The organism is Crossiella sp. NPDC003009, from assembly GCF_053591555.1.
Genome location: NZ_JBSFUA010000002.1, coordinates 185,309 through 211,122, shown reverse-complemented (window position 1 = coordinate 211,122; position 25,814 = coordinate 185,309). Strand labels below are relative to the sequence as shown.

25 protein-coding genes are annotated in these 25,814 nt (G+C 70.3%); 3 read left to right on the top strand and 22 right to left on the bottom strand.

What is annotated here, in order from left to right; all coding sequences use genetic code 11:
- Window positions 1-40: 40 nt before the first annotated feature.
- The 10 genes from atpD to ACWDY5_RS02920 form a co-directional block, all read right to left on the bottom strand.
- Entirely contained in the window at window positions 41-1,462 is a 1,422-nt protein-coding gene (atpD, locus tag ACWDY5_RS02965) for a F0F1 ATP synthase subunit beta (RefSeq protein WP_449720680.1), read from the bottom strand.
- A gap of 1 nt (window position 1,463) precedes the next feature.
- Complete coding sequence (locus tag ACWDY5_RS02960; protein ID WP_449720679.1) at window positions 1,464-2,393, bottom strand: F0F1 ATP synthase subunit gamma; 930 nt, start codon at window positions 2,391-2,393, stop codon at window positions 1,464-1,466.
- Window positions 2,394-2,401: 8 nt separating this feature from the next.
- Window positions 2,402-4,048 (bottom strand): F0F1 ATP synthase subunit alpha, encoded by a 1,647-nt coding sequence (atpA, locus tag ACWDY5_RS02955; protein WP_449720678.1) that lies wholly within the window; start codon window positions 4,046-4,048, stop codon window positions 2,402-2,404.
- Window positions 4,049-4,133: 85 nt separating this feature from the next.
- Window positions 4,134-4,964, bottom strand: coding sequence for a F0F1 ATP synthase subunit delta (locus tag ACWDY5_RS02950; protein WP_449720677.1), 831 nt, complete (start codon window positions 4,962-4,964; stop codon window positions 4,134-4,136).
- A gap of 8 nt (window positions 4,965-4,972) precedes the next feature.
- Window positions 4,973-5,530, bottom strand: coding sequence for a F0F1 ATP synthase subunit B (locus ACWDY5_RS02945; protein WP_449720676.1), 558 nt, complete (start codon window positions 5,528-5,530; stop codon window positions 4,973-4,975).
- A 29-nt stretch (window positions 5,531-5,559) separates the two neighbouring features.
- Window positions 5,560-5,793, bottom strand: coding sequence for an ATP synthase F0 subunit C (gene atpE, locus ACWDY5_RS02940; protein ID WP_441310406.1), 234 nt, complete (start codon window positions 5,791-5,793; stop codon window positions 5,560-5,562).
- Between the two features lie 64 nt (window positions 5,794-5,857).
- A complete protein-coding gene (gene atpB / locus ACWDY5_RS02935; RefSeq protein WP_449720850.1) occupies window positions 5,858-6,649 on the bottom strand; it encodes a F0F1 ATP synthase subunit A in 792 nt (263 codons plus the stop codon).
- A gap of 5 nt (window positions 6,650-6,654) precedes the next feature.
- Window positions 6,655-6,879: a hypothetical protein gene (locus tag ACWDY5_RS02930; protein WP_441310407.1), complete on the bottom strand. Its 225-nt coding sequence runs from the start codon at window positions 6,877-6,879 to the stop codon at window positions 6,655-6,657.
- A 116-nt stretch (window positions 6,880-6,995) separates the two neighbouring features.
- Window positions 6,996-7,418 (bottom strand): hypothetical protein, encoded by a 423-nt coding sequence (locus ACWDY5_RS02925; RefSeq protein ID WP_449720675.1) that lies wholly within the window; start codon window positions 7,416-7,418, stop codon window positions 6,996-6,998.
- A 490-nt stretch (window positions 7,419-7,908) separates the two neighbouring features.
- Window positions 7,909-9,054 (bottom strand): glycosyltransferase family 4 protein, encoded by a 1,146-nt coding sequence (locus ACWDY5_RS02920; RefSeq protein WP_283661262.1) that lies wholly within the window; start codon window positions 9,052-9,054, stop codon window positions 7,909-7,911.
- Window positions 9,055-9,386: 332 nt separating this feature from the next.
- Here ACWDY5_RS02920 and ACWDY5_RS02915 point away from each other — a divergent pair, with 332 nt between their 5' ends.
- Window positions 9,387-10,193 (top strand): polysaccharide deacetylase family protein, encoded by an 807-nt coding sequence (locus ACWDY5_RS02915; RefSeq protein ID WP_449720674.1) that lies wholly within the window; start codon window positions 9,387-9,389, stop codon window positions 10,191-10,193.
- Here ACWDY5_RS02915 and ACWDY5_RS02910 read toward each other — a convergent pair.
- The 4 genes from ACWDY5_RS02910 to prmC all read right to left on the bottom strand — a co-directional run bounded on the left by ACWDY5_RS02910 (window position 10,190) and on the right by prmC (window position 13,607).
- Window positions 10,190-10,837, bottom strand: coding sequence for a cyclase family protein (locus tag ACWDY5_RS02910; RefSeq protein ID WP_449720673.1), 648 nt, complete (start codon window positions 10,835-10,837; stop codon window positions 10,190-10,192). The two genes, ACWDY5_RS02915 and ACWDY5_RS02910, sit on opposite strands and share 4 nt — an antisense overlap.
- Complete coding sequence (locus ACWDY5_RS02905) at window positions 10,834-11,484, bottom strand: L-threonylcarbamoyladenylate synthase (RefSeq protein ID WP_449720672.1); 651 nt, start codon at window positions 11,482-11,484, stop codon at window positions 10,834-10,836. Before ACWDY5_RS02905 ends, ACWDY5_RS02910 begins: the two co-directional genes overlap by 4 nt.
- Window positions 11,485-11,494: 10 nt before the next feature.
- Complete coding sequence (locus tag ACWDY5_RS02900) at window positions 11,495-12,568, bottom strand: acyltransferase family protein (RefSeq protein ID WP_449720671.1); 1,074 nt, start codon at window positions 12,566-12,568, stop codon at window positions 11,495-11,497.
- Between the two features lie 172 nt (window positions 12,569-12,740).
- A complete protein-coding gene (prmC, locus tag ACWDY5_RS02895) occupies window positions 12,741-13,607 on the bottom strand; it encodes a peptide chain release factor N(5)-glutamine methyltransferase (RefSeq protein ID WP_449720670.1) in 867 nt (288 codons plus the stop codon).
- A gap of 48 nt (window positions 13,608-13,655) precedes the next feature.
- On the opposite strand from prmC, the gene ACWDY5_RS02890 reads away from it, so the two are divergent.
- Window positions 13,656-13,811: a hypothetical protein gene (locus ACWDY5_RS02890; RefSeq protein ID WP_449720669.1), complete on the top strand. Its 156-nt coding sequence runs from the start codon at window positions 13,656-13,658 to the stop codon at window positions 13,809-13,811.
- Here the strand turns inward: ACWDY5_RS02890 and prfA are convergent.
- Window positions 13,808-14,887: a peptide chain release factor 1 gene (prfA, locus tag ACWDY5_RS02885; RefSeq protein ID WP_449720668.1), complete on the bottom strand. Its 1,080-nt coding sequence runs from the start codon at window positions 14,885-14,887 to the stop codon at window positions 13,808-13,810. The two genes, ACWDY5_RS02890 and prfA, sit on opposite strands and share 4 nt — an antisense overlap.
- 73 nt (window positions 14,888-14,960) lie before the next feature.
- The gene (rpmE, locus tag ACWDY5_RS02880; RefSeq protein WP_252484092.1) at window positions 14,961-15,173 is read right to left on the bottom strand and encodes a 50S ribosomal protein L31; all 213 of its coding nucleotides are present in this window, start codon (window positions 15,171-15,173) and stop codon (window positions 14,961-14,963) included.
- 222 nt (window positions 15,174-15,395) lie between these two features.
- Between rpmE and ACWDY5_RS02875 the strand changes: the two genes are divergently transcribed.
- A complete protein-coding gene (locus ACWDY5_RS02875) occupies window positions 15,396-15,800 on the top strand; it encodes a hypothetical protein (RefSeq protein ID WP_449720667.1) in 405 nt (134 codons plus the stop codon).
- A gap of 77 nt (window positions 15,801-15,877) precedes the next feature.
- Here the strand turns inward: ACWDY5_RS02875 and fabF are convergent, their stop codons facing one another.
- From fabF to ACWDY5_RS02845, 6 genes are all read right to left on the bottom strand, one after another.
- Window positions 15,878-17,140 (bottom strand): beta-ketoacyl-ACP synthase II, encoded by a 1,263-nt coding sequence (fabF, locus tag ACWDY5_RS02870; RefSeq protein ID WP_449720666.1) that lies wholly within the window; start codon window positions 17,138-17,140, stop codon window positions 15,878-15,880.
- Window positions 17,141-17,170: 30 nt separating this feature from the next.
- Entirely contained in the window at window positions 17,171-19,762 is a 2,592-nt protein-coding gene (locus ACWDY5_RS02865) for an aldehyde dehydrogenase family protein (protein ID WP_449720665.1), read from the bottom strand.
- A gap of 1,155 nt (window positions 19,763-20,917) precedes the next feature.
- Complete coding sequence (locus tag ACWDY5_RS02860; protein WP_252484096.1) at window positions 20,918-21,022, bottom strand: SapB/AmfS family lanthipeptide; 105 nt, start codon at window positions 21,020-21,022, stop codon at window positions 20,918-20,920.
- Between the two features lie 8 nt (window positions 21,023-21,030).
- Window positions 21,031-23,595: a class III lanthionine synthetase LanKC gene (gene lanKC / locus ACWDY5_RS02855; RefSeq protein WP_449720664.1), complete on the bottom strand. Its 2,565-nt coding sequence runs from the start codon at window positions 23,593-23,595 to the stop codon at window positions 21,031-21,033.
- A gap of 161 nt (window positions 23,596-23,756) precedes the next feature.
- Window positions 23,757-24,434, bottom strand: coding sequence for a response regulator transcription factor (locus ACWDY5_RS02850; protein ID WP_449720663.1), 678 nt, complete (start codon window positions 24,432-24,434; stop codon window positions 23,757-23,759).
- Window positions 24,431-25,558, bottom strand: coding sequence for a sensor histidine kinase (locus tag ACWDY5_RS02845; protein WP_449720662.1), 1,128 nt, complete (start codon window positions 25,556-25,558; stop codon window positions 24,431-24,433). Before ACWDY5_RS02845 ends, ACWDY5_RS02850 begins: the two co-directional genes overlap by 4 nt.
- Between the last annotated feature and the right edge of the window lie 256 nt (window positions 25,559-25,814).

Below are 25,814 nucleotides of genomic sequence, written 5' to 3'. Positions count from 1 at the left end.
TGGGAAGCCCGGCCTTCGTGGTGTTCGGGGGTGCTACCGGTCAGCTCTTCTTGGTGAGCTTCTGGTAGTTCGCCTCCAGGTCCTCAAGGCCACCGCACATGTAGAAGGCCTGCTCCGGCATGTGGTCGAAGTCGCCCTTGGCGAGGCGGTCGAAGGCCTCGACGGTCTCCTTGACCGGCACGGTGGAACCGGCCTGGCCGGTGAACTGCTCGGCCGCGTACATGTTCTGCGACAGGAACCGCTCGATCCGGCGGGCCCGGTTCACCGTCACCTTGTCCTCTTCGGACAGCTCGTCCATGCCGAGGATGGCGATGATGTCCTGCAGGTCCTTGTACTTCTGCAGGATCCGGATGATCTCCTGCGCGACCCGGTAGTGCTCCTCGCCGACGACCGTGGGGTGCAGGATCGTCGAGCTGGAGGCCAGCGGGTCCACCGCCGGGAAGATGCCCTTGGAGAACACCGCACGAGAGAGCTCGGTGGTGGCGTCCAGGTGGGCGAAGGTGGTGGCAGGCGCCGGGTCGGTGTAGTCGTCCGCGGGCACGTAGATCGCCTGCATCGAGGTGATCGAGCGGCCGCGGGTCGAGGTGATCCGCTCCTGCAGCTGACCCATCTCATCGGCCAGGTTCGGCTGGTAACCCACCGCGGAGGGCATGCGGCCCAGCAGCGTGGAGACCTCGGAACCGGCCTGGGTGAACCGGAAGATGTTGTCGATGAACAGCAGCACGTCCTGGTTCTGGACGTCGCGGAAGTACTCCGCCATGGTCAGCGCGGACAGCGCGACCCGGAGACGGGTGCCCGGCGGCTCGTCCATCTGACCGAAGACGAGCGCGGTGTCCTTGAGCACCTTGGACTCGGTGAGCTCGGCGATGAGGTCGTTGCCCTCACGGGTGCGCTCGCCGACGCCGGCGAACACCGAGGTGCCACCGAAGTTCCTGGCGATACGGGTGATCATCTCCTGGATGAGCACCGTCTTGCCGACGCCCGCGCCGCCGAACAGGCCGATCTTGCCACCCTTGACGTACGGGGTGAGCAGGTCGACGACCTTCAGACCGGTCTCCAGCACCTCGGTGCGGGGCTCGAGCTGGTCGAAGGCCGGGGGCTGGCGGTGGATGCCCCAGTGCTCGGCGTCCTTGGCGTAACCCGGCTTGTCCAGGCACTCGCCGAGGGCGTTGAACACGTGGCCCTTGACCGCGTCACCGACGGGCACCGAGATCGGCTTGCCGGTGTCGCGCACCTCGGCACCGCGGACCAGGCCGTCCGGCGGCTGCATCGAGATGGTGCGGACCAGGTTGTCGCCGAGGTGCTGGGCGACCTCGAGGGTCAGCATCTTGGCCATCGCCTCGTGGGTGATGTCCACGTTCAGCGCGCTGTAGAGCTCGGGCACCGAGTCGCGGGGGAACTCCACGTCCACGACCGGGCCGGTCACCCGGACCACGCGGCCGGAGGTAGTTGCAGTAGTCATCTCACTCATCACTTCCCGCGGCAGCCAGCGCGTTGGCGCCACCGACGATCTCGCTGATCTCCTGGGTGATCTGGGCCTGGCGGGCCTGGTTGGCCTCACGGGTGAGCACACGGATCAGCTCCGTGGCGTTGTCCGTTGCCGCCTTCATGGCCCGCTGGCGGGCCGCCGACTCGGATGCCGCGGACTCCAGCAGGGCCGAGAACAGCCGGGTCTTGATGTACTTCGGCAGGAGTGCGTCGAGCAGGGTCTCGGCGTCCGGCTCGAAGTCGTACACCGCGCTCGGGGTCTCGCTCTTCTCCGAGAACTCGACCTCAAGGGGGGCCACCCGCTTGACCGTCGGCACCTGGGAGAGCATCGACTTGAACTCGGTGTAGACCACGTGCAGCTCGTCGAAACCGCGCACGCCGTCCGGCCCAGGGCCGTCGGCGGTGTCGTCCGCGCCTGCCATGAACAGCGGCACCAGCTCGTCGCCGACCTCGACCGCGTTGCGGTAGTTCGGCTTCTCGGTGAAGCCGACCCACGAGCCCGCCACCTCGCGCTGGCGGAACTTGTAGTAGCCCTGGCCCTTGCGGCCGATCACGTAGAGCACCGGCTCCTTGCCCTGCTTGCGCAGCAGGGCCTGGAGCTCCTCCGCGGCCTTGATGACCGAGGAGTTGAAGCCGCCGCACATACCCTTGTCGCTCGTCACCACGAGCACCGCGGCCCGCTTGGGCTGCTTGCGCTCCACCAGCAACGGGTGGTCAAGGGTGGTCGCGTCGGCCAGCGCGGAGAGCACGTTGGTGATCTCCTCGGCGTAGGGGCGGGACTCCGCCACCTTCGCCTTCGCCTTGCCGATGCGGGAGGTGGCGATCAGCTCCATCGCGCGCGTGATCTTCTTGGTCGACTGGGTCGCCCTGATCCTCTGCTTGAGGACGCGAAGTTCAGCTGCCATGGGTCAGCTCACTTCTTCGCCGGGTCGGGGCGGTTGACCTTGACGGACTCCGCGCCGACCTTGTCAGCGGCCAGCGCTTCCGCGGCGGCCTCGTTCACCACGCGGCCGCCGCCGGAGGTGGTGAAGTCCTGCTTGAACTTCTCGATCGCGGCCGACAGGCGCTCCTCGTTGTCCGAGGAGAAGTCCCGGCTCTCCCGGATCTCGTCCAGGATGCCCTTGTGGTTGCGGCGCAGCGAGTCGAGCAGCTCGGTCTCGAAGCGGCGGACGTCGCCGACCGGCACCGAGTCCAGGAAGCCCTTGGAGCCGGTGAAGATCGAGACGACCTGCTCCTCGACCGGGAACGGGCTGTACTGGGACTGCTTGAGCAGCTCGGTCAGGCGGGCGCCGCGCTCCAGCTGGGCCTTGGAGACCGGGTCCAGGTCGGAGGAGAAGGCCGCGAAGGCCTCCAGCTCGCGGTACTGGGACAGCTCGAGGCGGAGCGAACCGGCGACCTTGCGCATGGCCTTGATCTGCGCCGAACCACCGACTCGGGAGACCGAGATACCGGTGTTCACCGCGGGCCGGACACCCTGGTTGAACAGGTCCGACTCGAGGAAGCACTGGCCGTCGGTGATCGAGATGACGTTGGTCGGGATGTAGGCCGAGACGTCGTTGGCCTTGGTCTCGATGATCGGCAGACCGGTCATCGAGCCCGCGCCCAGCTCGTCGGAGAGCTTCGCGCAGCGCTCCAGCAGACGGGAGTGCAGGTAGAAGACGTCACCCGGGTAGGCCTCGCGGCCCGGCGGACGGCGCAGCAGCAGCGAGATCGAGCGGTAGGCCTCGGCCTGCTTGGTCAGGTCGTCGAAGACGATCAGGACGTGCTTGCCCTGGTACATCCAGTGCTGGCCGATGGCCGAGCCGGTGTACGGGGCCAGCCACTTGAAGCCTGCCGCGTCGGAGGCGGGGGCCGCGACGATGGTGGTGTACTCCATCGCACCGCGGTCCTCCAGCGCCTTCTTCACCGCGGCGATGGTGGAGCCCTTCTGGCCGATCGCGACGTAGATGCAGCGCACCTGCTGCTTCGGGTCGCCGGTCTCCCAGTTGGCCTTCTGGTTCAAGATGGTGTCGACGCAGACCGCGGTCTTGCCGGTCTTGCGGTCACCGATGATCAGCTGGCGCTGGCCGCGGCCGATCGGGGTCTGCGCGTCGATGGCCTTGATGCCGGTCTGCAGCGGCTCCTTCACCGACTGCCGCTGCACCACGGTGGCCGCCTGGAGCTCCAGCGCGCGGCGCTCCTCCGCGACGATCTCGCCGAGACCGTCGATGGGGTCGCCCAGCGGGTTCACCACGCGGCCGAGGAAGCCGTCGCCGACCGGCACGGAGAGCACCTGGCCGGTCCGCTTGACCTCCTGGCCCTCTTCCAGACCCTCGTAGTTGCCGAGGATCGCCACGCCGATCTCGCGGACCTCCATGTTCAGCGCGACACCAAGCACGCCACCGGAGAACTCCAGCAGCTCGTTGGTCATCGCCGAGGGCAGGCCCTCGACAGTGGCGATGCCGTCACCGGTGGTGGCGACGACCCCGACCTCTTCCCGGCTGACCTCCGGGGAGTAGCTGGAGACGTAGTTCTCGATCGCACTGCGGATCTCGTCCGACGAGATCGTCAGCTCCGCCATTGTCGTTCCTGCTCTCGCTTCGTTCTTCAAGAAGGGGGGTGCTTCGTCGTGGGGGACCCGGGTCCCGGATCCCCCTGCCCTGGCGTCAGCCGGCCAGGGTTCGGCGCAGCGCCTCCAGGCGGCCTGCCGCGCTTCCGTCGATGACCTCGTCACCGACCTTGATCACCAGGCCACCGGCCAGCGATGGGTCCAGCTCGACGTGCAGCGCGATCGGCCGCGAGTAGATGCGCGTCAGGGTGGCGGTGAGCCGCTCCTGCTGCGCCTCGGTCAGCTCGAACGCGGTGCGGACGTGCGCCACCGAACGCTCCCGGCGCTTGGCGGCCGCATCGGCCAGCTCTTCGAGACCGTCCACCGCGTTGCGCCCGCGGAGGCTGGTGACCAGCTGCTCCGCCAGTGCGAGGGTGGCCTTCTCGACCTTGCCGCCGAGCAGCCCGCGCAGCAGCGCGCGCTTGCCCTCGGCGTCGCCGGTGGCCTCGGAGAGCAGCCAGTCGAGCTGACCGTCCGCGGCCACGATGCGGCCGAGGCGGAACAGCTCGTCCTCGACCGCGTCCAGCCGCCCGGCCCGCTCCGCCTGCGTGAGCAGGGCGGTCCGGCCGAGCGTCTCGACCCCGTCCACCAGCTCACGCGGGCTGGACCAGCGCGCGGTGACCACCGCGGAGAGCACGCTCAGCGTCTCCTTGGTCACCTTGCCGCCGAGCAGCCCTCGGACGAGCTGGTCCCGTGCGGCCGGGTCGGTCGCCGGGTCGGCCACCGTCCGGCGCAGCCCGGGCTCCCTGCCGAGCAGGCTGACGACGGCGAACAGCTCGTCGGCGAGCGTGCCCAGCGTGTCGCCGCTGGCGTCGGAGGTGACCTGGGACAGCCGCGCGGCGGCGGCGGCGAAGGCCTCTCGGCTCGCGGCGTGCTGCGTCGCAGTCATCGTCCCGCTCACTTCCCGGCCGGCGCCGAGGTGGCGTCCAGCTCGTCGAGGAAGCGGTCGACGGTGCCGCGGCGGCGGGACTCGTCCTCAAGGGACTCGCCCACCACGCGACCGGCCAGGTCGACCGCGATCCGGCCCAGGTCACCGCGGAGCTCCGCGACGATCTGCGCCCGCTGCGCGGCGAGCGCTGCCTGGCCCTGAGCCACGATGCGCGCGGACTCGGCCTGCGCCTGCTCCCGCATCTCGGCGACGATCTGCTGCCCTTCGGCACGCGCGTCGTCCCGGATCCGGGCCGCCTCGGCCCGCGCGTCAGCGAGCTGCGCGCGGTACTGCTCGAGCGCTGACTGCGCTTCCGCCTGGGCCTTCTCAGCCCTGGCGATACCGCCCTCGATCGCCTCGGTGCGAGCTTCGTACGCCTTCTCGAACTGAGGGAAGGCGTACTTCTTCAGCACGAAGAAGACAACACCGAAGGCGATCAGGCCGAGGATGATCTCGCCGAGCGGCAGGCCCAGCGGGAAGACGGTGTCCCCCGCGGCCAGCACGACGGCTGCCGATACCTCACTCATCGCGACTCCTAGCCGTCAGTGGGACGAGGTCAGACCGCGAACGCGAGCACGAAGCCCAGCAGGGCCAGCGCCTCGACGAGGGCCATACCCAGGATCAGCCAGGTCCGGTTGAGGCCGGCTACCTCGGGCTGGCGGGCGTTGGCCTGCAGGTAGGCGGCGAACACGAGGCCCACGCCGATGCCCGGGCCGATCGCGCCAAGGCCGTAACCGATGGTGTTGAGGTTGCCCTCGATCGCGGCGAGGTTGGCAACGACGTCGATCATCTGGATCGGTGTCCTTTCGGTTCTTTACTTGCCGCACTGAGTGCGGAAGATCTTGCTGGGCGACTCAGTGCTCGTCGGCGAGAGCACTCTGGATGTAGAAGGCGGCCAGTACGGTGAACACGTACGCCTGCAGAGCGGCCACCAACAGCTCGAAGAAGGTCATGATGATCAACATGCCCGCGGACAGCGGGGCGACCACGGTGACCAGGCTGCCCGAGCTGATCATGTACAGAGTGGCGGTGCCGAAGATCGTCAGGATCAGGTGGCCGGCGAAGGCGTTCGCGAACAACCGGACGGCCAGGGTGAACGGCCGGATCAGGAAGTTCGAGGCGAACTCGATCAGCGCGACCAGCGGCAGCACCGCGACCGGCACACCGGGCGGGACGGTCATCAGCTTGAAGTAGCCGAGGAAGCCGTGCTTCCGGATGCCCACCACGTTGTAGATGATGTAGACGAGGATGGACAGCACCGCGGGAATGGCCAGGTGGCTGGTCACCGGGTACTGGGCCAGCGGCACGATGCCGAAGAGGTTCAGTACCAGGATGAAGATGAACAGCGAGGCCAGGAACGGCGCGTAACGCAGCCCGTCCCGCTTGCCCATCATGTCCACGGCGATCGAGTTCCGAACGAAGCCGTAGATACTCTCACCGAGGAACTGCACCTTGCTGGGGATGACCTTCGCGTTGCGCGAGGTCCAGAGCATGAGGGCGATGACGATGACCGCCCCGATGCCCAGCAGCGTCATCGCCTTGACCGAGGCGATGATGGTCCCGTCGCCCACCTTGTCGAAGAAGAAGGTGTGTTCGACGGTTGGCGGCTTGAAGCCGTCGCCCTCGCCGGTCGCGGCCAGCAGCATCTGGCTCACCCTTTGTCCTCCGTGTCGTCGGTCCTACTAGGCGGCACGTCAGCCTTGGGGGAACCAGTAAGGTCGCCCGGGCGGCCGTACTTCACGATGATCAGGTAGATCGATCCGCCGAAGCCGATGAGCGCTCCGATCGGGGTAAGGAACTTCGTCTCAAGCAGCTTGTCGAGCCCCATCCCGATGCCGCCCCAGATGATGAGACCGGCGAACAGGACGGAGAGCACTGACCAGGCTTGGCCGACCCCTCCTTGAGCCGAGGAGGGTGATCTTTCCTCTTCGGTCGAAGGCACCATATCAGGCGATTGCGGGCCGCCCGGACGGGGGTTTTCGGTGTTCTTCATTACTTACCGGAGCCAGGTCGCACGCCGCCGAGCCCCGGTCGCATCCGCACAACGGTGATCGTCATCGAGACGATCCAGCCGAGCACGGCGGCAACCACGCCCGCGGCGATCCACTTGGGCGGCAGCCCGGCCGCACGCAGCAGGAACAGCGTCCCGAGCACCGCGAGCAGCCGGAAGATGTAGGAGCCGAGGCCGACCGCGAGGACCATCTCGGGCATGTGCCGGGCCACCCTGGAGACCACCCAGGCCCCGGAGAAGAAGAACAGGACCACGATCGCCGCACCGGCCAGCGGCGCCAGCGCCTCGATCGGCCCGCCCATGAACCAGCCGGCCACGGCGACGGCCACAGCGAGGACCCCGACGACGACGATCGTCGGCGCCGTCTTCGGTTCCACCCAGTTGACCTGGACCTCTTCGCTCACGGGCACCAGTGTGTCAGCCACGTTAAGCCGCCCTAACAGGGGGGTTGACCTGACGCCGGAACAGGCGTATCTAGACGATCTTGCCCAGCCCCGCCCGGCACTGTCCCGGTCGAATTCACCGCCATTTCCGACGTACCGGACATTTGCCCGCACCGGACCGCGGCGCGCAATACCCACGCGCATTTCCCAGGGCCTCGGAACAAAATCACCCAAAGGAATTCATCGGTGAATTCCCGGTCGCGCCGCGCGCCGCCGCGAACCGGGACGGCTGACCCGAACACAGGTCCGGCCTCGTGTGCGCGCTCGCGCGGGGGTGCGGGCGAAGGCCACCGCCGGCCCGCCGCGGCAGCATCCCTGGCCTCATCCCGCACCGCGCAATGGCGGCCTCAGAAGCCGTCCACAGCGCGGATAAAGCGGAAATCACGGTGCCGGACAGTGATTTCCGCGGCCGGACTCACCACTCTTCCGAATGAGGGTGACCGGCCGATGATCACCGTGCGCGACGGGCGTCCCGCAGCCTCGGCACCGCGGAGGCGAGCAGGGCGAGCAGCAGTCCGATGCTCACGCCCCAGACCACCGTGGAGATGTCGAACAGGCTCAGCGAGACCGCGCCGAAAGCCAGCACGGCGGCCCACAAGTAGATCAACAGCACCGCCCGCCGGTGCGAGTGGCCGATCTCCAGCAGCCGGTGGTGCAGGTGCATCTTGTCCGCCGAGAACGGGCTGCGCCCGGCCCTGGTCCGGCGGACCACGGCCATCACCAGGTCCAGCAGCGGCACGAACAGCACCGCGGCCACCACGACCAGCGGGGACAGCATCGCGATCAGGTCGGAGGCCTTGTAGGCGCTGTAGTCCATCTTGCCGGAGGCGGTGGTGCTGGCCGCGGCCAGCATCAGGCCGATCAGCATCGACCCGGAGTCGCCCATGAAGATCCGGGACGGGTTGAAGTTGTGCGGCAGGAAGCCGAGGCAGGCGCCGGCCAGCACCGCGCCGATCAGCGCGGGCGAGTAGACCTGCACGTCCCCGTTGCGCTCGACCAGCAGCCCGATGGAGAAGGCGCAGGTGGCCGCGGCCGCGATCATGCCGATGCCGGCGGCGAGGCCGTCCAGCCCGTCCACGAAGTTCATCGCGTTGATCATCGTCACGGACAGGAACACGGTCAGCAGCGCGCCCTGGTCCGGCCCCAGCGAGAGCACCCCGCCGCCGTTGGCCTCCCACGGCACCCAGAAGTAGAACCAGGAGACGCCGAAGAGCACCAGCAACCCGGACGCGGTGATCTGCCCGGCCAGCTTGGTCAGCGAGTCCAGCTCGAACCGGTCGTCCAGCGCGCCGACCAGCACGATCACCCCACCGGCCACCACCACCGCGACGATGTCGGAGGAGTAGTCGAAGGCCCGGCGCAGCGCGGGCAGGTGCAGCGCGAGCAGCATCCCGGCCAGCACCCCGCCGTACATGGCCACCCCGCCCATCCTGGGCATGGGTTTGGCGTGCACGTCGCGTTGCCTCGGGTAGGCCACCGCGCCGACCTTGCGGGCCAGCAGCCGGACGAGCCCGGTGAGCAGGAAGGTCACCGCGGCGGTGACCAGGCAGACGAGCAGGTACTCCCGGACGGGGAGTCCGGCTGCGATGGCAGGCATCGGGCCCACTTCGGAGACAAACCTCGCGGATCGGGAGCGCGGTGGGGACGACCTTCGGGGAGATGATCTTCCCAGCCGAGCGACGGGGGCGTGCGGGGTGGCTGGCTGCGCTCCAACGTTACCCGCCCGAGATGCGACGGCCGGAGCTAGGGCAAGCGTAGGGGCAGGGCCGGTTGGCGCCTGAACAGGGGACGCGGGAGGGGCGCTTCCGGTTGCACGGGCGGCCGGGGCGAAGCCGCTGGCGGTGCCCGGCAGCGCGGCGGCGGCAGGCCGCGTGGCGGGGAACACGTTCTGCCTCACAACCGCGCACCCGCACGCGCGTCTCAACCCATGTGAGGGACGCACGATGGAGAACTCTGCTCGCCCTGGGTATCGCCGCGGCCGCCCTGGTCGCCTGCGGCAGCCCCGACGAGGTGGAGCAGCCGCCCCCGTCCGCGAGTTCCACGACCTCCGACGCCCCGGACCCGGCCGCCCGGCCGCTGCCGCCCATCCCGCCGCCCCGCCCCGGCGAGCCCCAGCTGGTCCGCAAGGGTCCCGCCGACGCCGGGAACCGGTTCGCGCTCACCATCGACGACGGGACCTGCAAGGAGTGCGTCGCCGGGTACGTGGCGCTGGCGGAGCGGGGGCTGCACCTGACCTTCTGTCCCAACGGGCAGTACCACGCCAACTGGGAACCGTTCGCCGACCGCATCCGCAAGCTGGAGCAGGCCGGCACCGTGCAGCTGTGCAACCACACCTACAGCCATCCCAACCTGCTCAAGCTCTCCGACGAGGAGATCGGCCGGGAGATCGAGCGTAATGAGGCCTGGATCGAGAAGACCTTCGGCGTGACCGCGCGGCCCTGGCTGCGGCCGCCCTTCGGCAACCGGGACGCCAGGGTGGACCGGGTCGCGGCCAAGCACGGGTACACCCGGATGGTGCTGTGGAACGGGTCCTTCGGCGACTCCGGCAAGCTCGCGCCCGACGTGCTCTACGGCGAGGTCGAGAAGTGGCTCAAGCCCGGCTCGGTCATCTTGGCGCACGCCAACTACCCGACCGCGGTGCACGAGTTCGGCCGCATCCAGGCGCTGATCGAGCAGCGCGGACTCCAGCCGGTGACCCTGGATGAGATGTTCGGAACCTCGCGGGCGACTGGCTAGTCCGGAATCACCGCGACCGCGCGCACCGGCAGCGTGGCCATACCGGCCACCGGGGCGGGCAGGGCGGTGAACCGGGCGCCGCGGGCCGGGAGGGCGTCCAGGCCGGTGAGGTGCTCGATGATCGGGATGCCCGCGCCGAGCAGGCCGTGGTGGGCCGGGCGGGCCGGGTCGGTGTTGTCGTCGATGTTGAGCGAGTCGATGCCGACCAGGGCCGGGTCGGCGGCGATCAGGCCGGCCACCAGGTCGGCGGTCAGGAACGGGTGGCCGAGGAAGTAGGCCTCGCTGCCCCAGTGCCGGGACCAGCCGGTGTGGATCAGCACCGCGCAGCCGGCCAGGTCGCCCGCGTCGCGGAGCAGGTCCGGGCCGATGCCGCCGGTGGCGTCCAGCACCACCGCGGGCACGTCGACCACCCTGGTCAGCGGCAGCCCGGCCAGGTCGTAGCCGTCCGGGTGGAAGTGCGCCGGGGTGTCCAGGTAGGTGCCGGTGTTGCCGACCAGCTCGATCCGGTCGATGCGGAAGCTGACGCCGGGGGCCATCCTGGCCGCGGTCTCGGCGTAGCTGACCTCGGTGCTGATCCGCGGCGCGGCCATGCCGGGGTAGGTGCGCAGGCCGTCGGTGATCCGGTGGCTCAGGTCGATGATCACTGGGCCGGCCGGACGTCGAAGCCCAGCACCTGGCTGATCTCGGCGATCTTGACCGCGCCCTCGCGCAGCACCACCGGGTCCGAGCCGGTGAGGTCGACGATGGTGGAGGCCACCGCCTGCTCGCACGGGCCGCCGTCGAGGTAGATCGGCACCAGCTCGCCCAGCTGGTCCCTGGCCTCGGTGACGGTGGTGGCCGGCGGCTGCCCTGACCGGTTGGCGCTGGAGACCGCCATCGGGCCGACCTCGCGCAGCAGCTCGATGGCCACCGGGTGCAGCGGCATCCGCAGCATCACCGTGCCCCTGGTGTCGCCGAGGTCCCAGGCCAGCGAGGAGGCGTGCGGCAGCACGATGGACAGCCCGCCCGGCCAGAACGCCTCGATCAGCGCCCGCGCCTGGTGCGGCACGGAGAGCACCAGGCCGTCGATGGTCGTCCAGCTGCCGACCAGCACCGGGACCGGCATGTCCCGGCCCCGGCCCTTGGCGTCCAGCAGCGACTGCACGGCGTTGGCGTCGAAGGCGTCGCAGCCGATGCCGTAGAGGGTGTCGGTCGGCAGGACCACGAGCTGACCGGCGCGCAACGCGCCGGCCGCGGCGGCCAGCCCGGCCTCGCGGGACTCCGCTTGGCCACAGTCGTAGACGGTGCTCACACCGTGCAGCCTACGAGACCGGGGTCAGCGCCGGACGCTGCTCCTCCGGTTCGGCCTTCGGCTTGCCCGCGATCACCCGCCGGCCCAGGTTGATCATCGGCACCTCGACCGTGCGGTAGAGCACCGCGGCCAGCCCCAGCGCGACCACGGTGACCGCGGTGGCCAGCCAGCTGCCCTCCAGGCCGAGGCCGGTGCCGACGACCAGGGAGGCCGCGAGGGACTGCACCAGGTACAGCGAGTAGGAGCGCTCGCCGATGTAGGCCATCGGGCGGCAGGACAGCAGCTTCTGCACCGGGCCCGGCGCGACCACCGCGGGCAGCAGCAGGGCGATGGCCAGCGGGTAGAACGAGAGCACCCAGACGAAGCCGGGGATGCCGGCCTGGCCGTTGAGCGCGTCGCCGAGCGGCTTGAGGAAGCTGTGCAGCACGACGACCGCGATGGCCATGCCGATGGCGGCCACCGGGTGGGTCAGCGGCTGCAGGAACCGGTAGCCGCTCTTGTGGTGCATCAGCAGCGCCACCACGCAGCCCAGCAGGATCGAGACGTAGTGCGCGGGCCAGCCGGAGGCCAGCGGGGCGATGGTGAACGGGGTGGCCACCACCGCGAGCGCGATCAGCAGGCCGGTGATGCCCAGTCGCTTGCGCAGGCTGAACGCGCCGAAGGCGAAGGCGAGCAGCGGCCACAGCAGGTAGAACTTCTGCTCGATGCCCAGCGACCAGGAGTGGCCGTACGGGGTGCCGCCGGCGAACTCGTTGAAGAAGGTCAGGTACAGCGGCATCTCGGGGCCGAGGTTGGAGCTGGTGTAGGTGCCCGCGACCAGGGTGCAGATCGCGGTGACCGCCAGGATCAGGAAGTACACCGGCAGGATGCGGAAGACCCGGCGCAGGTAGAACGCCTTGAGCGCGACCTTCCCGGTGCGGCTCTCCTCACGCAGCATCAGGGTGGTGATCAGGTAGCCGGAGAGCACGAAGAACACCTGCACCCCGATCCAGCCCTGCAACCGGTCCGGTCCGCCGTAGTGGAAGAAGACGACCATCATCGCGGCGATGGCGCGGAGCCCGTCCAGGCCGTCGAAACGGCGCATGGCCAGATACTCGGAGTGGGCTAGTGACCTCATGCTGCTTTGCTCCCGAAGTTGGCGCGTTCGTGAGCAAGTTGCCGGAACGGGCTATCGGGTTGCAAAAATTGGACACTTAGTGGCGTTGATCACGTCCACTTGCCCGCATGCAACACCCCCGAATGGTCTAGTTCTGGCCTTATTGGGTACGGCGGGCGGTGACGAACCGTGGGCGGCCGGTCAGATCCAGGTGCCCGGTGACCTCGGCCAGCACCCGGCGTGTGGACAACAGCGCCACCGCGGCCTCGCCGTGGGTGTCGTCGTGCTCCACCGCGAGCCCGCCGCCGGGCCGCAGCAGCCGGGCCGCGCAGCGCACCACGTGCCGGATCACCGCCAGCCCCTCGTCCTCGGCGAAGACCGCGGCATGCGGGTCGTGCTCGGCCACCTCCGGCGGCACCGGGGTGCCCTCCGGCACGTACGGCGGGTTGCACAGCACCAGGTCGACGGCGCCGTCCAGCTCGGCCAGCAGGCCGGGATCGGCCACGTCGCCCGCGTGCAGCCGCACCCTGGTGTCGCCCCGGTCGGCCTGGGCGTCGGCGTTGCGCCGGGCCCAGGTCAGCGCGGCCGGGTCGCGCTCGACCGCGTGCACCACCGCGTCCGGCCGCTCATGCGCCACCGCGAGGGCCAGCGCGCCGGATCCGGTGCACAGGTCCACCACCACCGGCTTGCTCACCCCGGCCAGCGCGCGCAGGCCCCACTCCAGCAGCAGCTCGGTCTCCGGCCGTGGCGTGAACACACCGGGGCCCACCGCCAGCTCCAGCGAGCCCAGCCAGGCCCGGCCGGTCAGGTGCTGCAGCGGCACCCGCTGCGCGCGCCTGCGGACCAGCCGGTGGAAGGCCTCGATCACCGGCGGGTCGACCAGCGGGATCAGGCCGAGCTTCATCCGGTCCACGCCGAGCACGTGCGCGGCGAGCAGTTCGGCGTCCACCCTCGGGCTGGCCACCCCGGCCTGGGTCAGGATCCGCTCGGCGTCCATGACCGCGAGGCGCAACGGCTGTCGGTTCACAACGCGCGAGGTTACTGGCTACCGGGTATCACTCGATTGATCGACGCGTTGCGCCGGTCAGCAGTCAGCTCTCCGGCGACCGAGCTGCCCAAGCTGTCCGACCAGCTGCCCGGTCACGCCAAGGCGATCAACGAGCGTGGCCAGGTCGCCGGGACCAACAGCCCGGTCTGGCGGCAGGACCACGCGGTGCGCTGGACGCCTTAGGCAGTAGCTCCGGCCGCGGCGAGGCGCTCGGCCTTGTCCGCGGTCGTGAGCGCGTCCAGCACCCCGTCCAGCTCGCCGTCGAGCACCTGGTCCAGGTTGTAGGCCTTGTAGTTGACCCGGTGGTCGGAGATCCGGTTCTCCGGGTAGTTGTAGGTGCGCACCCGCTCGGAGCGGTCCACCGTGCGGACCTGGCTGCGCCGGTCCGCGGAGGCCTTGCGGGCGGCCTCCTCCTCGGCGAGGGCGACCAGCCTGGCCTGCAGCACGGTCATCGCGCGGGCCTTGTTCTGCAGCTGGCTGCGCTCGTTCTGGCAGGAGACCACGATGCCGGTGGGCAGGTGGGTGATGCGCACCGCGGAGTCGGTGGTGTTCACGCTCTGGCCGCCGTGGCCGGAGGAGCGGAAGACGTCCACCCGCAGGTCCTTCTCGTCGATCTCGACCTCGACGTCCTCCTGCTCGGGGTAGACCAGCACCCCGGCCGCGGAGGTGTGCACGCGGCCCTGGGACTCGGTCACCGGCACCCGCTGCACCCGGTGCACCCCGGCCTCGTACTTCAGCCGAGCCCACACGCCGTCCAGCTCGGCCCCGCCCTTGCTCTTGACCACCATGGTGACGTCCTTGAACCCGCCCAGGTCGGACTCCACCGAGTCGAGCACCTCGGTCTTCCAGCCCTGCCGCTCGGCGTAGCGCAGGTACATCCGCAGCAGGTCGCCTGCGAACAGCGCGGACTCCTCGCCGCCCTCGCCGGACTTGATCTCCATGACCACGTCGGCGGAGTCGTGCGGGTCGCGCGGCAGCAGCAGCTCGGTGAGCTTGCGCTCCAGCGCCGGGATGGTCTCGGCCAGCGTGGCCGCCTCGGCGGCGAAGGCCTCGTCCTCGCCGGCCAGCTCCAGTGCGGCCTCCCGGTCGGAGCGGGCCTGGTCCAGCTCGCGCAGGGTGCGCACCACCGGGGTCAGCTCGGCGTAGCGACGGCCCAGCTTGCGCGCCACGGCCTGGTCGGCGTGCACCGCGGGATCGGCCAGCCGACCCTCCAGCTCGGTGTACTCGGTGAGCAGGGTGTCCAGCGAGGCGGTGTCCACGGCGGTCCTTCCGTTGGCGGTAGCCGACACGACAACGGCGCCCACCCCGATGGGATGGGCGCCGTGAAGTCGGCTACTTGTTGCGCTTGCCGTAGCGGGCCTCGAAGCGCGCCACCCGGCCGCCGGTGTCGAGGATCTTCTGCTTGCCCGTGTAGAACGGGTGGCAGTTCGAGCAGACCTCGACCGTGATCTGGCCGGTCTTCTTGGTGCTGTGGGTCTCGAAGGTGTTGCCACAGCCGCAGTTCACCTGGGTGACCACGTAGTCTGGGTGGATACCGCTCTTCACCTGTTGTGTCCTTTCTCAGGGGCCGCCGGGTCCCCACGAGCCGTACAACGGGGTGAACCGGAGCCTTATTCCGACCTGTGAGTATGCCAGGTCTTCGGGGGTGCTCTCGCCGTGGGACCGCTCACCTCCAGAAACCGACCTCCGGGCGCAATGGCCGGACCATCGGGCGCATTGCCAGCGCAGACTGCTGTTATCGGTGACTGCCAGCAGCACACTGACCACGTGCTGTGTGCAGCGAGCTGGCGGCTCCCCATGCGGACCTGGCTGGGCATCCCGCTGCTGGTCATCGGGTCGATGATCGGCATCGGCGGACTCGGCCTGCTCGCGGTCGGCTCCCCCACCGAGCTGTTCAGCGCCATGTTCGGCGTCGGCGCCGCGATGGGCCTGCTCACCAGCCGCAACATCGCCTGGCGGGCGTCCTGGCAGCGGCACGGCCTGCGCTGGCCCTACCTCATCGCGGTGGTGGCCGCCGGAGTCGCGCTGGACGGGGTCGAGCTGCCCTCCGGGCTGGCGGTGGCCATCGGCGCGCCCTGCCTGCTGCTGCTCGTGCGCACCCTGCGCCAGCTGCAGACCGTGGACCCCGACGGCGGCTGCGCCGAGACCAGGGACCTGATCAGCTCCACCTAGCCCGCTCCCCTGCTGAAACGGAAACGGCGCGTCCCCCGCAGGCCCGGGAACGCGCCGTTTCCGGCTTCCTGAGGCGATCAGCCGTCCCAGCGCTTGGCGACCAGCACCGCGTTGTGCCCGCCGAAGCCGAAGGAGTTGCTCATCGCGTACCGCACCTCGTGCTCCTGCGGCGCGTTGGCCACGAAGTTCATCTCCGTGTCCAACGGCTGGTGCAGGTTCATGGTGGGCGGCACGATCCCGGTGCGCATGGCGAACCCGCAGGCGATCAGCTCGACCGCGCCGGCCGCGCCGATCATGTGCCCGGTCATCGACTTGGTGGAGCTGACCGGGATCTTGGTGGCGTGCTCGCCGAGGACCTGCCGGATGGCGAAGGTCTCGGTCTTGTCGTTGAGCTCGGTGCTGGTGCCGTGCGCGTTGATGTAGTCGATCTGCTCCGGCGTGATGCCCGCGTCGGCCAGCGCCCTGCTCATCGCGCGCACCGCGCCCGCCGCCTCCGGGTGCGGGGCGGTCCAGTGGTGCGCGTCGGAGGTCGCCGCGTAGCCGACCACCTCGGCCAGGATCGGCGCGCCCCGGCGCAGCGCGTGGTCCAGCGACTCCAGCACGACCACCCCGGCGCCGGCGGCCATGATGAAGCCGTCCCGCTCGGCGTCGAAGGGCCTGCTGGCCCGCTCCGGGTCGTCGTTGCGCCGGGACAGCGCCCTGGCGTTGGAGCTGGAGGCGATGTCCAGCGGGGTGACGCTCATCTCGGTGCCACCGGCGATGACCACGTCGGCCTCGCCGTACTGGATCCACCTGGTCGCGGTGCCGATGGCGTCGGTGCCGGTGGCGCAGGCCGCGCTGATCGCCAGGGTCGGTCCGGCCGCGCCGAACATCAGGCTGACCTCACCGGTGGGCGAGTCGTGCGCGCCGGTGATCGCCTGGTAGGCGCCGACCGCGCGGCCGCCCTTCTCCTGCAACAGCTTCACCGAGTCCTGCATGTACTTCATCGCGCCGTAGCCGGTGCCCAGCAGCACGCCGGTGCGCGGCGCGAGCTCGCTGTCGATGGTCAGCTTGGCCGACTCCACCGCCTGGATCGAGGCGGCCACCCCGTACTGGGCGAACAGGTCCATCCGCCTGCTGAGCTTGCGTGGCATGTGGTCCTCGGCGACGAAACCCTTGACCTCACCGGCGATCTGGGTCGGGAAGGGTTCGGCGTCGAAGGTGGTGATCCGGGCGATCCCGCTGCGCCCGGCCATGAACGCGGCCCAGGTGTCCTCCGCGGTCAGGCCGACCGGGCTGATGGCTCCCCAGCCGGTGACGACGACCCTGGGCCGCCGCTTCCTGAACTCCTCTACCGACATCAGCTCTTCTCCACCTCGTGTGTCCGCCGGTCAGGCGTTGGCCATCCGGTTCTTGCGGGCTGCCGGCAGGTGCTCGGCGACGGCCTTGGAGATCAGCAGCGGCTCGGCCACCCGCTGCCCCTGGTACGCCACGTAGTTCGCGGCCACGCCGTACCCGCCGAACGGCTTGTTGCCGTCGTCGGTGTCCAGCACGGTCAGGTTCACCGACACGATGTGCCGCTTGCCCAGTGCCGCGACCACGTCGGGCGCGTCGCCGTAGACCATCGCCCCCATCGCCCGCTCGTTGACCGTGGGGTGGTTGGCGAAGGCGCGCAGCTGCTGGGTGTTCTGGTAGATGACCACGTTGAAGATCGGGGCGAAGGTCTCCTCGATCGGCATCTTCTTGTTGTAGGGCCGCACCAGCACCGCGGGCTCCAGGTGCCGGGACCGGAAGTCCAGCCGCCCGCCGGCCACGATGTGCTCGCGGTTGAGCCGCAGGTAGTCCGCGGCCGCTTCGATCGCGGTCTCGTAGTACAGCGGGCCGTAGTCCGCGCCGGGGTCGGTGTAGCTGCCGTAGCGCAGCTCGGAGACCCGCTTGGTGAGCTGGTCCACGAAGGCATCCGCCTCGTTGGCGTGCACCAAGAACACGTCGGGGGCGAAGCAGTCCTGGCCGGAGTTGAGCATCCGGATGCGCACCGCGTCGGTGACCGCGAGGTCGATGTCCGCGCCCTCGGTCACGATGAACGGGTTCACGCCCTGGCCGAAGAACAGCAGCATCTGGTCATCGCGCAGCTCGGAGCGGACCAGCTCGGCGTTCTGGTACGCGCCGGTGAAGACCAGCACATCGGCCTCGGCCACCGGGACCTCGACGAACTGCCGCTGGCTCAACGTGGTCAGCTCGATGTTGTCCAGCTTGTGCACCGGCGCGAGCAGCTCGTGCAGCCGCTTGGTGGTGCCGGTGACCTGGCTGGAGGGCCGGAAGATGATCTCGTCGGTGTACAGCGACGGGATCAGCGTGTAGAGCACGTAGGAGTAGAACAACACGTTGGAGGACATGAAGACCGCCATCTTCGGCACCCGGCCGGGACGGTAGGCCGAGACCTCCGACAGCGCGCCCTCCAGCGCGCTCAGCCCGGCCTCGACCTCGTCGAGCACGGCCTTGTGGTTGGAGATCTCGGTCAGCACGTCGATCAGCGGCTGCGGGTCGCTGCGGATGAACTCGGCCACCGCGCGCAGGGCGGCCAGCCGCTGCGGGTGCGGCACCGCGGCCAGGTCGGTGAGCCGGGTCAGGTCGGGCTTTCCGTTGTTGTTCAACGGGAACTCGGTCACCACCAGCACCTGGTTGGGCTGCTCGTAGGAGGGCAGCAGCGCGCAGATCTTCTCCCGCCAGTAGCGGGCCTCGCGCAGTTCCGGGTCGGCCACCACGAACACCAGCTGGCTGCCCCGGCGCTCGTCGTCCAGCGCGACCACCTTGACCGGCGCCCCGGCCTCCTCGGCCTTGCGCGCCAAGGCTTCCGGGTAGAGCGTGTGGCCCATCCGGTGCACCGCGTACTTGCGCCCCACCACGTAGAGGTTGCCCTCGGCGTCGGTGTAGCCGATGTCGTTGGTGCGGTAGACGTCCTCGGTGTGCTCGGTGACCGAGCCGTCCGCGGCCAGGTAACCGGTGAGCTGACCAGGCGAGCTGACCAGGATCTCGCCGATCTCGCCCGGCGGGACCGCGTTGCCGTCCTCGTCCAGGATCCGCACCACCACCCCGTCCAGCGGCTGGCCGCAGCCGACCGCGTTGCCGGGGGCGGCCAGTGCGATGTTGCCGACCTCGGTGCTGCCGTAGCCGTCCAGCAGGGGCTGGCCGGTGGCCGCGATGAACTTCTCCGCCAGCGCGCGGTCCAGCGGCGCGCCGCCGACGCACCACATCCGCACGTCCCGCAGGCTCGCCGCGGACTCCGGCCTGCGTTCCACCAGCTTCAACATGGTGTGGTAGGTCGCGGGGGTCGCGTCCACCACGGTCGCCCGATAGCGCCCCGCCATGTCGACGGCGTGGTCCAGGCGGGCGTACGGCGCCACGATCAGCGAGCAGCGAGCCACCCACCACAGCAGCACGAGCGAGAGCCCGTACTGGTGGGAGAAGGGCAGCAGCGGCATGAGGACGTCGGCCTCGGTGTAGTTCATCCGCTGCTGGGTGCGCTCGATGTTGCCCAGGAACGAACGACCGGAGCGGACGATGCCCTTGGGCTCGCCGGTGGTGCCCGAGGACCAGGCGATCAGCGCGTCCGGCCGGGTGAACCAGTCCACAAAGGACAGTGAGCCGCCGAGGGCGGGGATCGACTGCGCCTCTTCCAGCAACCCGTCCAGGCTGATCACGTGGTCGGGGTCCAGCACCGTCAGGTCCTTGCTGACCTCGGGGCGCACCAGCGCCCAGCCCGCCCTGGCGAAGGCGGTGATCCGCGCGGTCTCCTCCGGCGTCTGCCGGTGGTCCACCAGCACGATCGAGGTGTCCAGGTGCACCAGGGCCAGGAGCACGGTGACGTACCCGGCCGAGTTGTCCGCCTTGAGGATCACCCGGCTGCCTGGACACAGCCCACGTGCGCGCAGCGCCGCGGCCACCCGCAGCGCGTCCTGCTCGACCTCTGCCGCCGATCGCACGGAGTTCGCTGTCACCAACCTGGCTGCCACAGGTTCCACCGCTGGTCTCCCACCCCTCGCCCGGTTTACCCCGGCATGGCCCCGTCCGTACCCGGAGTACGGACACGCGCGCTTGCCTACCGGAGTTTCAATGCGTTACTTTTGATCACGTTGTGTGTCGGCCCGCTGACGGTGGGTTCCCACCCGGGTCAGCAGTCCCAGTGCCTCGTGACCCGCCACCGGTCACGGTTCCGAGCCATCAATTCCAGCATTGGTCGGAACACCCACTCAAATTACCGGGGCACCGTCGCGTTTCGACAATGAGAACTTTCTGACGTTCTTCCGGCTAGATAAAACTTCCTGAAGCAAGTGCCGGCGTGAGGGCCCCGCGACCGTCCGCACTCGATCGGCGCCTGAGGTACCGCTCGATGGAGGCAGTCCGCCACCCGCATCTGCGGAGAACCGCCATAACCGCCCTGATCTGCCCCGATCACCGGACGTCCGGTCCGCTGGGCCGCCCGGGCGGGCGGACCGGCACCACGGGGGTAGGCTCGCTCGACCTAGTCCGGTTCACGCCAGGACTAAGCCGTACAGCCCAGTAAGCACCCGGCTGAACGGATCAGTCAACCCGGTTCGCGTGTCCCGGAGAGCGTGCAATGCGGCCCGATGACACACACCGCGCCAACTCCCGGCAAACCTTTCCCTCGCCCTTGCGACCGACACGAACTCTATTATTGAACAGACGACCGAATTCCCCGCTTTTCCGGGAAAAGACGTCAAGACTGTGCAAAGTGTGTCGGCGAATAGCCCACCACCGGGCGGAAGAACCGTGAACCCGCCACCGGGCCCGCGCGGCCTCCTCGCACCAGGCCCCCGACGGCGGGCACCGGGCTGACCAGGCGCCTCCCACCTGCGCGGAAGCGCGGCCACCCGGGGCAGGGCGACCGGTGCCCCGGGGACTGCACGGACGGCGCTGGAAGTCCAGCGGCGGCACCGCTGTGGATCAGCGAAGTGAGAGTCGGGCGAGTTGCGCCCGCGGGCCCGCAAGGCGGTCGAAGCGGGCGCCCCGGGGTACGAGATGTCGATGCGGGCGCGGAATCGGCCCTGGCATAGGTCGGGGGATGCTCCCGGTCGCGGCGAGAGCATCCCCCGATGGCACACACTGTGTGCGGTGGATCACCAGCAGATCAGCAGACTCAGGGTGCTGATCAGGCCCATGCCGAGCTCGGCAGAGCCGTCGACCTCGGCAGGTTCGATGGCCTGCAGGTCCAGTACGTCCATCCGGGTTGTCACCTCCCCTCGCGCACTCGGCCGAACAGGGGCAACGCCCCGGTGGCCACGGTGTGCAGCGCGAGCAGCACACCCGCCGATCCGGTGGCGAGATCGTGGGACAGCCGCAGCAGCGCGTCGCCGGGGAAGGCCAGGCCACCGCCGTGCGGCACCGCGTGCCAGGCCAGCCTGCTGACGTGCCGGTGCAGCGCGGCGTCCAGCCGACCGGAGTCGACCTCGGGCAGGCCGCGGAGCGCGGCGAGCGCGCAGACCAGCCCGGCCCGGCCGGTGAACAGCCCGCTGTGCACGGTGAACTCGGCTTCCAGCGCCCTGCGCACCGAGGGCAGCGCGCCGAGGAACACCGGGTCCGGCCGCCGCCGCAGCAGCTCGGCCATGGCGATGGCGATCCCCGCGGTGCCCGCGGCCAGGTAGGGCAGCAGCTTGCGGCCCGCGCGCACGTGCAGCGCGCCGGAGGCGGTCAGCTCGGCGTGCTGGAGGTCCCGGTGCAGCGCGGTGCCCGCCGCGTCCAGCAGCCGGTCCGGTCCGCCCTCGGCGTGCGCGTGGCTGAGGAACAGCGCCGCGCCCGCGCCGCCGCGGCTGAGCCCCGGCACCCCGAACGGGACCGCCTCGACGCCGGCGAGCACCCGGCCGGCCACCCGGTCGGCGAGGTCCAGACCCCATTCGGTGAGCCAGCCCCGGCCGACCGTGCGGCCCAGGTGCAGCAGGGTCAGCCCGATGCCGGAGAGGCCCTCGTACAGGTCGGCTCCCGCGCAGGCCTCGGTGCTCGCGGCGGACCGCTCGATGAGCTCCAGCGCGGTCCCGGTGTGCCCGAACTCGGCCAGCACCAGCGCGATGCCGTGCCGTCCGGCGAACAGGCCGGGCCGGCCCGCGCCGCGCCGGATCAGCGCGCGCAGCAGCCAGTCCTCGAACTCGGGGAAGCGCCCGCAGCCGCTGGTGTGCAAGGCGTGCAGCACCCCGGCCGCGCCGTGCGCCAGGCCGAGCCCGTCCTCGGCGAACTGGGCGATGTCGCCGGGGAAGAGCCGGTCGCTGCGCTGCGGGGTGGCCGAGGCCAGGATCGCCGCGGTAATCCGCTCGCGCAGCCGGTCCAGGTCGGCGGGACCGGTCGGGAACATCGGCGGCACCGCCTCCGCCTCCGCCTCCGCTGCCTGCGGTGGCACCGAGCCCGCGCAGAGCCGGTCGAGGATGGGCCGCACGTACTCCGGCGGCACCGGGAACCGGGCCAGCACGGCCGCGCACAGCGAGCGGACCTTGCCGGGTGCCAAGGCGCACAAGGAGTTCAGCGGCAGGAACAGCGCGAGGCGGAGCGCGGCCAGCGCGTAGTGGTCCACGTCGAAGCCGCCGACGCCGGGCGGCGCGGTGTAGCCGGGCGCGCCCAGCGGCGGCCGGGTCGCCGCGCCAACCGGTGCGGCCAGCTCGAAGTCCAGCAGGGTCACCCGGCCGTCCGGGCCGACCATCACGTTGTTCGGGTGCAGGTCGCCGAAGACCACGCCGCGCTCGTGCAGGGCGGCCACCGCGGCGGTGACCTTGTCCACGATCTCCAGCGCCCACCGGGTGTACCCGGCCACCTCGGCCTCGTCCGCGGCCGCCCCGGCCAGCGGGTAGCGGCGGACCAGCTCGGTGGCCAGCGGCACGCCCTCGACGTGGCTGAGCGCGAGGAACTCGTGCTCCCAGCAGCGGAACCGGCCCAGCACCTCGGGCACGCCGGGCAGTCCGGTCAGCAGGGTGAGCATGTCGTGCTCGTTGGCCAGCCGGTGCACCGCGTCGTGGCCGTCGGTGTCCAGCCCGGCGTGCGGGCGGGCCTCCTTGAGCACCACGGTGCGCCCGGTCGCCGGCTCCTCGGCCAGGTAGACCCCACCCGCGTTGGAGAAGTGCAGCGGGCGCAGCACCCGGTAGGGCAGCGCGGCCCTGGCCCGGCGGCGGTCCAGGTGCGGTCGCAGCACCTCCGGGATGGCCACCCAGGACGGCGGGCTGAACCGGGGGCCGCGCTCATCCGGCACCAGGTTGCCCTCCGGGTCGGCCAGCGCGGGCACCAGCTCGCCGCGCGCCGACTGGCAGTACCGCTCGGTGAAGGCGCCGTAGCGCACGTAGAGCGGGCCCTCGCCGAAGCGCAGGTCGTTGAGGATGTACGGGCCGGGCCGCCCGGCCAGCCGGGGGCCGAGCCTGCGCAGCTGGCGGGTCAGCTGGGTCTCGTCGGCCGGGTAGAGCGTGATGAACTTGCCGCTGGAGCCGCGGGCGGCGTACTTGGCGTTGTGCGCGAGCACCGCGGCCCTGCTGTCCAGGAACTTGAACGGCACCCGGTGCAGCAGGCAGTCGGCGGCCACGTCGGCCAGCACCTCGGCCGCGCCGTCGGGGGTGGCGGAGACGTGGATCTTCCAGCCCTGCTCGGGCGTGGCCGCGCCCCTGGGGTGCAGCATCACCCAGGACTCGCGCCTGCTGCGCCGCCACTGCGGCGGCAGCGGCGCGCTGACCAGCGAGTACCGCTCGACCGCGGCAGTGCGGTGGGCCGGCGAGTCGTAGAAGTAGCGGTCGACGAAACAATACTTCTCATATTCGACTTCAATCATGCCGGCACACCTCCCCAGTTATTTCTGGTTTTTCCCCTCGATCCAGAAATAAACCCTACCCCGCCGCAAATGTTTCTCAATAGGCCACGCGGTCTACCTTTTTCGCCACGAAAGTCGCGCACTCGTTCTGGGGTGCAACTTTAGTCGCAGGCAATCCGTTGCTACTCAGGGGAAATCGAGACCAGCCCGGTCCGGTATGCGAAGATGGCCAGCTGAACACGATTGTCCAGGTCCAGCTTCGCCAGCACCCTGGTCACCCTGCTCTTGACCGAGGACTCGGTGGTGTCCAGCTTTTCCGCAATCGCGGCATTCGACCAGCCGGTGGCCACCAACTTCACCACATCGATCTCCCGCTCACCAAGCAGGCCAATTCCCTTGGCGACCGCCGGATCCGGTTGCACCATCCGGTGCACGGTGTGCTCGATCAGGCGCAGGGTCACCGCGGGCGAGAGCATCGCATCGCCGCGGGAGACCACCCGGACCGCGTGCGCCAGCTCATCCGGCGAGGTGTCCTTGCGCAGGAACCCACTCGCCCCGGCGGCCAGCGCGGAGTAGACGTGGAAGTCGGAGTCGAAGGTGGTCAGCATCAGCACCCTGGGCCGGGGCGCCGGGCCGGTCCACTCGCCGAGCAGCCGCCGGGTGGCCGCGATGCCGTCCAGCTCGGGCATCCGCACGTCCATCAGCACCACGTCGGGGCACAGCTCGGCCGCCCTGGCCAGCGCCGCGCCGCCGGTGGCCGCCTCGCCCACCACTTCCAGGTCCTCGCGCAGCGAGAGCAGGGTGGACAGCCCCGCCCTGACCACCGCGTCGTCGTCGACGAGCAGCAGGCGAATGGTCACGAGGCGCTCCGCAGCGGGATCCGCGCGTCCACCACGTAACCGCCGTCCGGCGCGGCCGCCGAGCTCAGCTCGCCGCCCAGCCTGGCCACCCTGGCCTGCATGCTGAGCAGGCCGAGCCCGCTGCCCGGCACCGAGGGCAGCCGGGCCGCCCTCGGCGGCTCGTTGACCACCCGCAGCCGCAGCGCGTCCGCCTCGGCGTCCACGCCCACCTCGATGCTCACCCTGGTCGGCGAGGCGTGCTTGACCACGTTGGTCAGCGCCTCCTGTAGCACCAGGAAGCCCTCCGCGCCGACCTCGCGACTCATCGAGCGCGGCAGCTCGGCCACCGAGAACTCCACGTCGTTGCCCGCGTTGCGCACCGCGGAGGCCAGCCGGGTCACGCCCTCCGGCCCGCAGTCGGCCCCTTCCGGCGCGTCGGCGATCCCGCGCAGCAGGTTCTGCAGCCGGACCATCTCGGTCATCGCCTGCCTGCTGGACTCGCGGATCTGGTTGGCCGCGAGCACCGCCTGCGGGTCCCGCCTGGCCAGCAGCTCCTCGAAGACGTGCGTCTGCACCGACAGCGCGCTGAGGTGGTTGCCCACCACGTCGTGCAGGTCCAGCGCGATCCGCTCGCGTTCGGCGCCCACCGCCGAGCGCACCTCGCGGGTGCGCCGCTCGCGCTGCCGGTGCACGCTGCGGCGCAGCGAGCCCACGTGCGCGGCGAAGCGGTGCTGGTGGCTGCCGATCAGGTAGGCCAGGCCCACCGCCAGCGCCGCGACCAGCCAGTCGGCCAGCTGGATCTGCGCGGTGTACATCAGGCTGACCACCACCGCGTGCGCGCCGCCCCAGCCGGCCACCACCCAGGCCACCCAGGGCCGGTGCCGCCGGGCGCCGTAGCGGCCCAGCGCGTGCGCGGCGACGAACAGCGGGATCACCCCGGTCGCCTCCGGCGCGCCGATGGCCGCCCTGGCCAGCACCATCGCGCCCACGATCAGGAAGACCACCACCGGTCTGCGCCTGCGCAGCAGCAGCGGCAGGGTCACCCCGTAGGCCGCCAGCGCGCCGGCGGCCAGCCGCCAGGGCTCGGCGGGCACCAGGAACAGCGCGAGCAGGTCCAGCGCCCCGAGCACTCCGACCAGGAGCACGTCAGGGGCGCTGCGTTTCGCGCCGCCCGCCCACACCGACAGCCGCCTCCCACTAGACGCCCGTGTCACCGTTCCGCCCACCACTCCCAGTAGGTAAATACCTGGCATGCGTGCCGCGCAACCAGCCGAAACAGAAGCCGTCACCTAAACGGCCCAATGCGTTTCCGGTCTCCGCAACTACCCATGCCGCCTTTCGGTCAGGGCTGATCAGCCCATTGGACTACTGCACACGCTGCCAACCGATCCATCGTCAGCT

Coding starts and splice junctions, on each gene's coding strand:
- atpD (WP_449720680.1), bottom strand. CDS start 1,462: ATGACTACTGCAACTACCTCCGGCCGCGTGGTCCGGGTGACCGGCCCG.
- ACWDY5_RS02960 (WP_449720679.1), bottom strand. CDS start 2,393: ATGGCAGCTGAACTTCGCGTCCTCAAGCAGAGGATCAGGGCGACCCAG.
- atpA (WP_449720678.1), bottom strand. CDS start 4,048: ATGGCGGAGCTGACGATCTCGTCGGACGAGATCCGCAGTGCGATCGAG.
- ACWDY5_RS02950 (WP_449720677.1), bottom strand. CDS start 4,964: ATGACTGCGACGCAGCACGCCGCGAGCCGAGAGGCCTTCGCCGCCGCC.
- ACWDY5_RS02945 (WP_449720676.1), bottom strand. CDS start 5,530: ATGAGTGAGGTATCGGCAGCCGTCGTGCTGGCCGCGGGGGACACCGTC.
- atpE (WP_441310406.1), bottom strand. CDS start 5,793: ATGATCGACGTCGTTGCCAACCTCGCCGCGATCGAGGGCAACCTCAAC.
- atpB (WP_449720850.1), bottom strand. CDS start 6,649: ATGCTGCTGGCCGCGACCGGCGAGGGCGACGGCTTCAAGCCGCCAACC.
- ACWDY5_RS02920 (WP_283661262.1), bottom strand. CDS start 9,054: ATGCCTGCCATCGCAGCCGGACTCCCCGTCCGGGAGTACCTGCTCGTC.
- ACWDY5_RS02900 (WP_449720671.1), bottom strand. CDS start 12,568: ATGCGCCGTTTCGACGGCCTGGACGGGCTCCGCGCCATCGCCGCGATG.
- fabF (WP_449720666.1), bottom strand. CDS start 17,140: ATGTCGGTAGAGGAGTTCAGGAAGCGGCGGCCCAGGGTCGTCGTCACC.
- ACWDY5_RS02860 (WP_252484096.1), bottom strand. CDS start 21,022: ATGGACGTACTGGACCTGCAGGCCATCGAACCTGCCGAGGTCGACGGC.
- lanKC (WP_449720664.1), bottom strand. CDS start 23,595: ATGATTGAAGTCGAATATGAGAAGTATTGTTTCGTCGACCGCTACTTC.